This is a genomic window from Micromonospora sp. NPDC049497, from assembly GCF_044465805.1.
Classification (GTDB): Bacteria; Actinomycetota; Actinomycetes; order Mycobacteriales; family Micromonosporaceae; genus Micromonospora.
In genome coordinates this window covers 213,336-223,595 of the sequence record NZ_JBITMC010000010.1, presented here as the reverse complement: position 1 = coordinate 223,595, position 10,260 = coordinate 213,336, and the positions used below count along the sequence as shown (strand labels likewise).

At 74.3% G+C, this 10,260-nt stretch carries 10 protein-coding genes; 3 read left to right on the top strand and 7 right to left on the bottom strand.

Annotated features, from left to right (window positions below):
* Positions 1-553 precede the first annotated feature (553 nt).
* Positions 554-2,755, bottom strand: coding sequence for an ATP-dependent DNA helicase RecG (gene recG, locus ACIBR0_RS16650; RefSeq protein ID WP_396716419.1), 2,202 nt, complete (start codon positions 2,753-2,755; stop codon positions 554-556).
* A complete protein-coding gene (locus tag ACIBR0_RS16645; RefSeq protein ID WP_396716417.1) occupies positions 2,752-4,365 on the bottom strand; it encodes a DAK2 domain-containing protein in 1,614 nt (537 codons plus the stop codon). The genes recG and ACIBR0_RS16645 overlap by 4 nt, the downstream gene beginning before the upstream one ends.
* Before the next feature lie 194 nt (positions 4,366-4,559).
* Here ACIBR0_RS16645 and rpmB point away from each other — a divergent pair, with 194 nt between their 5' ends.
* Positions 4,560-4,751, top strand: a complete 192-nt coding sequence (gene rpmB, locus ACIBR0_RS16640; RefSeq protein WP_007456456.1) for a 50S ribosomal protein L28 — start codon at positions 4,560-4,562, stop codon at positions 4,749-4,751.
* 164 nt (positions 4,752-4,915) lie between these two features.
* Here the strand turns inward: rpmB and ACIBR0_RS16635 are convergent, their stop codons facing one another.
* The 4 genes from ACIBR0_RS16635 to ACIBR0_RS16620 all read right to left on the bottom strand — a co-directional run bounded on the left by ACIBR0_RS16635 (position 4,916) and on the right by ACIBR0_RS16620 (position 7,953).
* The gene (locus ACIBR0_RS16635; RefSeq protein WP_396716415.1) at positions 4,916-5,383 is read right to left on the bottom strand and encodes a GNAT family N-acetyltransferase; all 468 of its coding nucleotides are present in this window, start codon (positions 5,381-5,383) and stop codon (positions 4,916-4,918) included.
* 63 nt (positions 5,384-5,446) lie between these two features.
* Positions 5,447-6,415 carry a hypothetical protein gene (locus tag ACIBR0_RS16630; RefSeq protein ID WP_396716413.1) on the bottom strand — a complete coding sequence of 323 codons (969 nt, stop codon included), beginning with the start codon at positions 6,413-6,415 and terminating at the stop codon, positions 5,447-5,449.
* Positions 6,412-6,945 (bottom strand): RNA polymerase sigma factor, encoded by a 534-nt coding sequence (locus ACIBR0_RS16625; RefSeq protein WP_396716411.1) that lies wholly within the window; start codon positions 6,943-6,945, stop codon positions 6,412-6,414. Before ACIBR0_RS16625 ends, ACIBR0_RS16630 begins: the two co-directional genes overlap by 4 nt.
* A 57-nt stretch (positions 6,946-7,002) precedes the next feature.
* The gene (locus ACIBR0_RS16620) at positions 7,003-7,953 is read right to left on the bottom strand and encodes a thiamine-phosphate kinase (protein WP_396716410.1); all 951 of its coding nucleotides are present in this window, start codon (positions 7,951-7,953) and stop codon (positions 7,003-7,005) included.
* 96 nt (positions 7,954-8,049) lie between these two features.
* Between ACIBR0_RS16620 and ACIBR0_RS16615 the strand changes: the two genes are divergently transcribed.
* Together ACIBR0_RS16615 and ACIBR0_RS16610 are read left to right on the top strand one after the other, a co-directional pair.
* Positions 8,050-8,283, top strand: a complete 234-nt coding sequence (locus ACIBR0_RS16615; RefSeq protein ID WP_155333652.1) for an Lrp/AsnC ligand binding domain-containing protein — start codon at positions 8,050-8,052, stop codon at positions 8,281-8,283.
* 24 nt (positions 8,284-8,307) lie between these two features.
* Positions 8,308-8,925: a DUF3515 family protein gene (locus tag ACIBR0_RS16610; protein ID WP_396716408.1), complete on the top strand. Its 618-nt coding sequence runs from the start codon at positions 8,308-8,310 to the stop codon at positions 8,923-8,925.
* A 111-nt stretch (positions 8,926-9,036) separates the two neighbouring features.
* Here the strand turns inward: ACIBR0_RS16610 and ACIBR0_RS16605 are convergent, their stop codons facing one another.
* Positions 9,037-10,143 carry a D-alanine--D-alanine ligase family protein gene (locus ACIBR0_RS16605; RefSeq protein ID WP_396716406.1) on the bottom strand — a complete coding sequence of 369 codons (1,107 nt, stop codon included), beginning with the start codon at positions 10,141-10,143 and terminating at the stop codon, positions 9,037-9,039.
* Between the last annotated feature and the right edge of the window lie 117 nt (positions 10,144-10,260).

The following is a 10,260-nucleotide window of genomic DNA, read 5'->3' as shown; positions in this document are numbered from 1 at the left end:
GGCGGCCAACTGCTCCGGATCGATGTCGCCCTCGGCACCCTCGGCGCCCTCGGCCTTGCCGGCGGCCTTGGTCGCCTTCGCGGTACCGGCGGCGGGGGGGCGGGGGGGGGTGGGGGGGGGGGGGGGGGGGGGGGGGGGGGGGGGGGGGGGGGGGGCGCGCGGGCGCGCCGCGGCCCCCCCCCCCCCCCCCCCCCGCCCCCGGCCGCCCCCCCCCCCCCCCCCCCCCCCCCCCCCCCCCCCCCCCCCCCCCCCTCCCGCCTGTCCACACTCCACAGGAACAGGCCCACCCCCACACCCACTCCCCGCGCGCCCACCGTGCGCGCCGCCTCGCGCGCCCCATCCGCTCGCCCGCTCGCCCGCTCGCCCGCTCGCCCCAAGATCGTGCTCGATCATGGAAGTAGTGGCCTCCATTCGCGATCGAGACCACTACTTCCAGGATCGAGCGCGATCTTGGCAAGGACGACGGACGCCGATCCGACACAGGGCCGCCGCACGGTCAGGGCGATTTTGCCGAGGACGGCGGGGCGAGCCTGGCGGGCGGAGGCCCGGAGGGTCAGCCCTTTTCGAGGTACTCCGCGCGTTCCTCGTCGACCAGCGCCGCGACCGAGGCGGCCAGTGCGGGGTGCCGGGCCAGCTCCGGGTCCTCCTCGACCAGCTCGATCGCCTCGGCCCGGGCGTCCCGGATCAGGTCGGCGTCGCGCAGCAGCGAGAGCAGCCGCAGGTGGGAACGGCGGCCGGACTGCGTCGCCCCCAGCACGTCACCCTCGCGGCGCTGCTCCAGGTCCAGTTCGGCGAGCTTGAACCCGTCGGTCGTGGACGCCACCGCGTCGAGGCGCTCCCGTGCCGGGGAGCCCTCGGCCGCCTCGGTCACCAGCAGACACAGACCGGGAGCGCTGCCCCGGCCCACCCGGCCGCGTAGCTGGTGCAGTTGAGAGACGCCGAACCGGTCGGCGTCCAGCACGATCATGACGGTCGCGTTGGGTACGTTGACGCCCACCTCGACCACGGTGGTGGCGACCAGCACCTCGACGTCACCGGCGGCGAAGGAGCGCATCACCGCGCCCTTCTCGTCGGCGGGGAGCCGGCCGTGCAGGACGCCGATGCGCAGCCCGTGCAGCGGCCCATCAGCGAGCAGCGGCGCCACCTCGGTCACCGCCATCGGCGGGCGCCGCCCGTTGTCGTCCTCCTTCGGCGGCTCCTCCTCCGACGCCGGCCCCTCTCCGATCCGCGGGCACACCACGTACGCCTGGTGGCCGGCGGCGACCTCCTCGCGCACCCGACGCCAGGCCCGGTCCAGGAAGGCCGGCTTCTCGGCCACCGGGACCACGTGCGAGGCGATCGGCGACCGTCCCTGCGGGAGCTGGGACAGGGTGGAGGTCTCCAGATCCCCGTACACGGTCATGGCGACCGTGCGCGGGATCGGGGTGGCGGTCATGACCAGCACGTGCGGCGGCTGGTCGGCCTTGGCCCGCAACGCGTCGCGCTGCTCCACGCCGAACCGGTGCTGCTCGTCGACGACCACCAGGCCGAGGTCGGCGAAGTCGACGCCCTCGTACAGCAGGGCGTGGGTGCCGAGGACGATGCCGGCGGCGCCGCTGGCGACCTCGGCCAGCGCCCGGCGCCGGGCCGCCGCGCCCAGCGAGCCGGTGACCAGCTCCACCCGGGTGGCCTGCTCGGCGGCACCCAGCTCACCCGCCCGGCCCAGCGGCCCCAGCAGATCGAGGATGCCGCGGTGGTGCTGGGCCGCGAGCACCTCGGTCGGGGCGAGCAGCGCGGCCTGCCCGCCGGCGTCGACCACCTGGAGCATCGCGCGCAGCGCCACCACCGTCTTGCCCGAGCCCACCTCGCCCTGGAGCAGCCGGTGCATCGGGTGCGCGGTGCCCAGGTCCGCGGCGATCTCGACGCCGACGTCGTGCTGGCCGGAGGTCAGCTCGTACGGCAGTCGGGCGTCGAACGCGTCCAGCAGGCCGCCGGATGTCGCGGGCCGGGGACGGGCCGGCCAGGCGGCGGCCCGGTGCTTGCGCTGCACCAGGGTGAGCTGCACGGCGAACGCCTCGTCCCACTTGAGCCGCCGCCGGGCCCGGTAGAGCGCCTCCTTGCTGGTGGGGCGGTGGATCTCGCGCAACGCCCCGGCGATGCCGACCAGGTTGCGGGTGGCCCGCACGGTCACCGGCAGCGGATCCTCGGGCGGGGTGAACGTGTCCAGGACGACCCGGACGCAGCGGGCGATCACCCAGGTCGGCACCGCCGCCGCGGCCGGGTAGACCGGGATGAGCGCACCGGCGAACTCCTCGATCTCCTCGCTGGCGGCCGCCTCCCCGTCGCCGCCCTCGCCGAGCAGGACGTACTCCGGGCCGTTGAGCTGCCGCTTGCCCCGGAACTCGGTGACCTTGCCGGCGAACAGCCCCCACCGGCCGGGCCGCAGCTCCCGCTCGCGCCACGCCTGGTTGCCGAAGAAGGTCAGGGTCAGCGACCCGCCGGAGCCGTCGCCGACGGTCACCTCCAGCAGGTTGCCCCGGCGCTGCCGCATCGGGCGTACGGCGGTGCGCTGCACCTGGGCCAGCACGGTCACCTGCTCGCCGACGTCCAGCGAGCGGATGTCGGTGTGCTCGCCGCGCTCGTCGTACCGGCGGGGGAAGTGGTAGATCAGGTCACCGGCCGTGTGCAGGTCGAGGTGGGAGGCGAGGGCCTTCGCCGTCTTCTCACCGACCAGCTTCTTCAACGGGGTGTCGACGGTGGCCGCCTCGGACGTCATTCGACACCTACCAGGAGCGGGTAGTGCGGCTGTCCGCCGGGGTACGCGTGCACCTCGACGAAGGGCCAGCAACGGGTGACATGGTCGCGCACGGCCTCGGTCAGCCCGTCCGGCGCGTCCGCGCCGGCCAGCAGGGTGACCAGCTCCCCGCCGCCGCCGAGCATCCGGTCGACCACGGCCGTGCAGGTCTCGACGAGGTCCGCCCCGATCAGGTGCACCTCGCCCTCGACCAGCGCCAGCACGTCACCCGGTCGGCAGGGACCGGCCACGGTGAGCGCCTCCCGGCTGGCGTGGCACACCTCGGCGTACCGGCAGGCGCCGGCCGCCTCGGCCATCGCGATCACGTCGTCGGAGAAGCGGCGGGCCGGGTCACGGACCGCGAGCGCGGCGAGCGCCTGCACCGGGGAACGGGTCGGCACCACGCTGACCTTCACGCCCAGGCGGTGCGCCTCCTTTGCGGCGGCGCCGGCCACGGCCTGGGTGTTGGGGTCGTTGGGCAGCACGACCACGCGGGCCGCGCCGGTGGCCCGGATCGCGTCGAGCAGCTCACCGGTCGACGGGTTGCCCGGCACCACCGTGGCGCCCTCGGCCGCGAACAGCTCGGCGATGCCGGCGCCCGTGGCGACCACCACCGCGGCACGGCCGTCCGGCAGCGCCGGCACCGGCGGCGGGACCTGGTCGGCGAAGCGGGTCACCGAGATCCGGTGCGGCCGGCCGGCCTCCACCCCCGCCTCGATCGCGGCGCCGACGTCGTTGACGTGGACGTGCACGTTCCAGGTGCCGTCGCCCGTCCCCCCGTCGCCGACCACGACCAGCGAGTCGCCCAGCTCGGCGAGGCGGGTCCGCAACCGGGCCACGGCCCCCGGCTCGGCGTCGAGCAGGAACTGCACCTCGTACGCGTACTCCTCGGAGCCGGTCTCGCGGGCGGCCGTGACCGGCGGTCGGACCGGGCGCGGGGCGGGCGCCAGATGCTCCGGGCTCTCCCCCGTGACGACCTCGACCAGCGCGTCGAGCAGCACGCAGAGGCCCTGGCCGCCGGCGTCAACGACGCCGGCGCGGGCCAGCGCGGGCAGCTGCTCCGGGGTGCGGGCCAGGGCTGCCGACGCGGCCCGCGCCGCCGCCCGGACGACCGCGGCAAGCTCGTCGCTCGCGGTCCGCTCGGCCCCGACGGCGGCGGCGGCCACGACGCTGAGCATCGTGCCCTCGACCGGTCGGGTCACCGCGGCGTACGCGGCGGTGGCCGCGTCGTGCAGCGCGACGGCGAGCTCCCGGCCGCGCAAGGCGGGCACGGCGGTCGCCGCGTCGGCGAAACCGCGCAGGATCTGGGAGAGGATCACGCCCGAATTGCCCCGGGCGCCGAGCAGGGCGCCCCGGGCCATCAGCCGCAACGCGTGCCCGTGCGGCGTCGGCCCGCCGTCCGGCAGCGTGTCCAGGTCCATCGCGAGGGCCTGCTGGGCCGAGGTGAGGGTCAGCACGAGGTTGGTGCCGGTGTCACCGTCGGGCACCGGGTAGACGTTCAGGTCGTCGATCTCGCCCTGGTGCCGTTTCAGCGCGGCCAGCCCGCCCGCGCACCAGCGGCGGACCGCGGCGGCGTCGAGGGTGTCCAGCACGGCGAGTAGCCTACTGGCGCGCACCGACACCCGCCCGGGTCGCCGGACCCCCTCCCGGCGTGTCCCCGCGCGCACCCTCCGCCGCCTGGGCCGGGGCGATTCGTCGCTCCGGCCGGTCATCGGGTAACCTGGCCAGGTTGCCCGGGCAGCGCCTGGCGGCGACCTCATGAACGTTTCAATCCCAGGAGTATCCCGTGGCTAGCGTGTGCGACGTCTGTGGCAAGGGACCGGGCTTCGGCCACAACGTGTCCCACTCGCACCGGCGGACCAACCGCCGCTGGAACCCGAACATCCAGTCGGTGCGTACCCCGGCCGGTGGCGGCAACACCAAGAAGTTGCAGGTCTGCACCTCCTGCATCAAGGCTGGCAAGGTCACCCGCGCCTGACGCGGTAACGAACTGCGGCGAAGCCGACGGCTCCCAAGGGGACCCGTCGGCTTCGCCATGTCCGAACCCCACCCCTGCCCCGCGATCTTGCACTTTCGGCCCCCGATACGCGGCTTTTCATAGGCTCTGTCCGGGCAGAAATGCAAGATCGCGAAAGGCGTTCCTCAGAGGGTCCTACCCAACGAGATGCAGCCCGGGGCATCGGCGTAGAAGCCGAAGTTCGGGATGCGCTCGTAGCCGGATGACGCGTACAGGGCGATCGCCTCGGGCTGCTTGTCGCCGCACTCCAGGACGATCCGCTTGCGGCCCCGTTCCCGTGCCGAGCGCTCCACCGCCGCCAGCACCGCCCGGGCCACTCCCCGACCGCGCGCCTCCGGGGTGACGTACATCCGCTTCAGCTCGGCGATGTCACCCTCTTCGCCATGGCTGCGCCAGCCGCCGCAGCCCACCGGCCGGCCCTCGATCAGGGCCACCAGGAACGTCCCGGCGGGGGGCTCGAAGTCCGCCGCGTCCACCGGCGTTTCGTCGCCGCCGCCCCCGTACCGGGCACCCAGGTCGGCCAGCGCGGCGCGGACCAGCGCCTGCGACTCCGGCGCGTCGAACCGCTGCACTCGGATCTCGATCTCACTCACCGGGCAAGGGTACGACCGCGGCCGGCCCCGGTCCGGGGCCGGCCGTCCCCGTTCGGTCGCAGATCACTCCGTTCGGCTGGTGTCCGGCACCACCGCGAACGTCCAGACCCGCTGGAGGTCCCGCTCCGGGTCGTACGACACGGGGGACGAGGTCGGCGGCGTCCCCCGGTCCCCCCAGCCGACGAACCGGTCGCCCACGACGTGCCCGGTCTCGGCGTCGAAGAGCAGGTTGCTGCCGCGCCCGTACTCGTCGGGCTGCCCCACCGCCCAGATCCGGACGCCGCCAATGGTGCTCTCGGTGACCGCGAGCCCGTCGAGTTCGGCGATCAGGCGGTAGAAGCCGACGCGCAACTCGGGCGAGAGCCGGGGCTCGGACCGGGAGAGCAGCTGGGCGAGAAAGGCTATCGGCCTACCCGTCTCCTCGCGCCGCGTCAAGGACCCGAAGGTCTCCTCGTCGAGCCGGGCCCGCAGCGCCGCCGGGTCGGTCGGCACGTCCGCCAGCCAGCGGGGGGTCGGGAAGTACCAGTTGCCACCGGCGGCGACGATGTTCCGGTTGTCCTCCGCCACGCTGCCCGGGTTGTCGGGGCCGTCGATCGAGGTGTCCGCCCCGTCCACCCGGATCCTCAGCGGCATGATCGTCTGGCCGTCGAACCAGGTCTCCGAGGTGCGTGGACCAGGATCCTCGCCCCCGGTGAGCGCCGTCCGCACGTACAGGATCTGTCCCGCCGGCACGGCGACCGGTTCGATGCCGGCCGCCTTCTCGATCAGCTGGTCCATCACCTGTCGGGCCGTCAACGGGGCGGGCGGAGTCTCCTGCCGGGTCGGCGCGAGCAACACCGCCGCGCCGACGGCCAGCACGGCGACCAGCCCGGCTGCGGCCGCCGGGACCAACCAGCGGCGGAACCGCGAACGTCGGACGGCCGACCGGCGCGTGATCGTGTGCCAGGTACGGGTGACGGACTCGTCGGTGGGCTCCGGTCGGCCGGGCGGCAGATCCCGGACCGCCATGATGTCGGGCTCGGACCCTCTCATCGGGCTTCTCCTTGGGCGGACAGGGCGGCGCGAACCTTGGTCCGGGCGCGGTGCAGGGCGGACTGGACCGAACCCAGCGGGATGTCCAGGGCGGCGGCGATCTCGGCGTACTCCAACTCGGCGACGGCGTAGAGCAGCAGCACGTCGCGCTGTCGCCGGGGCAGGCCGGCCAGCACACCGGCCAACCGGGCCACCGTCCGCTGGGCGTCCACCCGCTCGGCGGTACGCCGCGACGGGCCCTCGGTGTCCGCGTCGCCCCGCGCGGCCGACCGCAGCGCCCGGACCTCGGCGCGACGGTGTCGGCGCAGCAGATTGGTGGCTATGCCGTACAGCCACGGCAGCAACTCACCCCGGTCGCGGTCGTACCGGTCCCGGTGCTCGTACGCCACCAGGAAGGTCTCCGCCACCACGTCCTCGGCGATCTGCTCACCGACCCGCCGGGTGCAGTAGCGCAGCAACTCCCGGCCGTACCGGTGGAAGAGGCCCGCCAGGTCGGCGGGGTCCACCCCGCTGGCGGCTGTCGTGGGCATCGTCATACCCCTACTTGCCGCTGAGCTGGCGCCGTGTTCCCGCGGACGCCGGCGCCGTCAGCGGAAGTGGTCCCAGCCGGCGGGGCCTTCCCAGGGCCGGCCGTCCACCGTCACCCCCGAGCCGGCGGTGACCGTGCCGATCGGCCGCCAGCCCTCCGGCAGCGCCGTCGGGGGGAAGGTCGCGGCCAGCGCGTGGTCGTCGCCACCGGCGAGGATCCAGGCGTACGGGTCGACACCGAGGGCCTGGGCGGCGTCGCGCATCTGCCGGGGCACCTCGAAGGCGTCCCGGCGCACGTCGATCCCGACGCCGCTGGCCTTCGCCACGTGCCCCAGGTCGGCCAGCAACCCGTCCGACACGTCGATCATGGCGGTCGCCCCGGCCTCGGCGGCCTGCGGCCCGGCCGCGTACGGCACCTCGGGCCGCCGGTACGCCTCGACCAGCACCCGGGGTGTCCGGAAGCCCCGGGAGAGCACGGTCAGCCCGGCCGCCGCGTACCCGGTCCGGCCGGTCACGGCGAGCACGTCACCGGGCCGGGCCCCGGCGCGGGTCACCGGCGCCCGACCGGCCAGGTCGCCCAGCGCGGTCACCGCGACGGTCAGGGTCGGGCTGGCGGACATGTCGCCGCCCACCACGCTCGCGCCGACCGTGGCCGCCTCGGCCGCCAGCCCGTCGGCGAGTTCCTCGGCCCAGCCGGTGTCCAGGTCCGGCGGCATGCAGAGGGCGACCAGCAGCGCCGTCGGCCGGGCGCCCATCGCCGCCACATCGGCGAGGTTCGCGGCCGCCGCCCGGTGGCCGACGTCACCCGCCGACGACCAGTCCCGCCGGAAGTGCCGTCCCTCCACCAGCACGTCGGTCGAGGCGACCACCCGTGCGTCCGGTGCGGCCACCACCGCCCCGTCGTCGCCCGGACCGAGCAGAACGGTCGATCCGTACGACAACCGGGCGGTCACCCGGTCGATCAGGCCGAACTCCCCGACCCTGGCGACATTCACGCCGCGCTCGCTCACCGCTTCTCCTCGACCACCGATAGGGATCAGACCTGGTCCGTAAGGTACTTTCTCCCTTCGGGCCGCCCCACGGCGGCGACGGACGGAGGTCTTGTCGTGGTTCAGGCGTACATCCTCATCCAGACAGAGGTCGGCCGGGCACGTGACGTGGCCGGCGAGATCGCGGACATTCCCGGCGTGGTCCGCGTCGACGCCGTCACCGGGCCGTACGACGTGGTCGTGCTCACCGAGGCGAACACGGTCGACGAGCTCGGCAAACTCATCGTCAGCAAGGTGCAGATGGTGCCCGGCATCACGCGCACCCTCACGTGTTCGGTGGTGCGCCTGTAAGTGGACAAGATCACTGACTCCCCCGTGACCGAGAACGATCGGGCCGCTGCCGGCCCGGCAGCGCCGGAACGACCGGCCCCGGACCCCACGACCCGCCGCGCCGCGCTGATCGCGACGGCGGTCGCCTTGCCGATCACGCTGCTGGTGGCGTTCCTCGCGCTGACCGCACTCGCGCCGGACGAGCCGGCCGCCGACCCCAGCCCCAGCGCGTCGGCGCCCCGGGCGCAGTCCACCGCCCCGGTGGAGATGGCGGCCCCGGCGCTGGCCGAACGCCCCGCCATCGTCTGCCGGGCCCTGCTCTCCCAGCTCCCGGACACCGTGCGGGACCTGCCGCAGCGCCCGGTCACCGCCGGCCCGGAACAGAACGCCGCGTACGGCGACCCGGCACTGACCCTCTCCTGCGGGGGTGCCGAGCCGACCGTCGGCCCGACCGACGACGTGTGGACCGTCAACAAGGTCTGCTGGTACGCCACCGAGGAGCCCGACGCGACGGTGCTCACCACCGTCGACCGGGAGACGGCCGTCTCCGTCCGGGTGCCGCGCACCTACGAACAGCCGTTGCAGTGGGTCTCCGGCATCTCGGACACCATCGTCGCCTCGGTCCCCTCCGCCGACCCGATCCCCTCCGGCTGCAAGGGCTGACCCGCACCCGGGCGGTGTGGGCGACAGTTTCGGGGAAGATGCGCACTCCGCGTGGGCGGAGGGGACATCTTCCCCGAAGTTGCGCGGATCAATGGCACGGCGCGGGCGCGGTCAGTGCAGGCCGGTGCCGCGGTGCAGGGCGGTGCGGATGAGGCGGTTGACCAGCTTCGGGTACTCCAGGCCGCTCGCCGCCCACATCCGGGGGAACATCGAACTCGGCGTGAAGCCGGGCATCGTGTTGATCTCGTTGAGGTAGATGTCCAGCTCCGGGGTCACGAAGAAGTCGACCCGGGCCAGGCCGGCGCAGTCCAGGGCGGTGAAGGCCCGCACCGCGTACTCCTGGACCTGGCGGGTCACCCGGTCCGGCAGGCCGGCCGGGATGTCGTACTCGCAGGCGGACTCCGAGTCGATGTACTTCGCCTCGAAGTCGTAGAAGTCGTAGTCGCCGACCACCCGCACCTCGGCGAGCACCGACGCCTCGGGCGCCCCGCCGGCCTCGCCCTCCAGCACGCCGCACTCGATCTCGCGGCCCACGACCGCGCCCTCGACGAGCACCTTCGGGTCGATCTGCCGCGCGGTGGCGACCGCCTCGTCGAGGTCGGCCCAGTCGCTGACCTTGGTGATGCCGAACGACGAGCCGGCCCGGGAGGGCTTGACGAAGACGGGCAGGCCGAGGCGCTGCTTGTCCTCCTCGCTCAGCGTCATCCCGTTGCGCAGCACCGCGTACGGGCCGACCGGGATCCCCTCGGCGGCGCAGAGCTTCTTGGTGAACTCCTTGTCCATCGCGGCGGCCGACGCGAACACGTTCGCCCCGACGTACGGGATGCCGGCCATCTCCAGCATGCCCTGGATGGTGCCGTCCTCGCCGTACGCGCCGTGCAGCACGGGGAAGACCACGTCGACGTCGGCGAGCGCGCGGGGCCCCTCGGTCGGGTCGAGCACCATCAGGCCGTTGCCGGTGGGGTCGGCGCGCAGCACGATGTCGGTGCCGGACGTGGCGGTGATCTCCGGGAGGCGGCGGTCCTGGATCGCCAGCTGGCCCGGTTCGCCGCTGGTCAGCACCCACTGGCCGGCCCGGGTGATGCCCACCGGCACCACCTCGAACTCGTCGGGGTCCAGCGCGCCGAGCACGCTGCCGGCGCTGACGCACGAGATGCCGTGCTCCGGGCTGCGGCCGCCGAAGACGATCGCCACGCGGGTCCTGCCTGGGGTGGTCACTGGGTCACCTCTCGTACGCGAGTCTCTCGCTCGTACGCGCTCACCCGGTTGACCTTACTGTGCGTGGCCAGCGTCGGCGGCCGATACCCGGGCACACAAGCGGCAGCCCGGCAACCG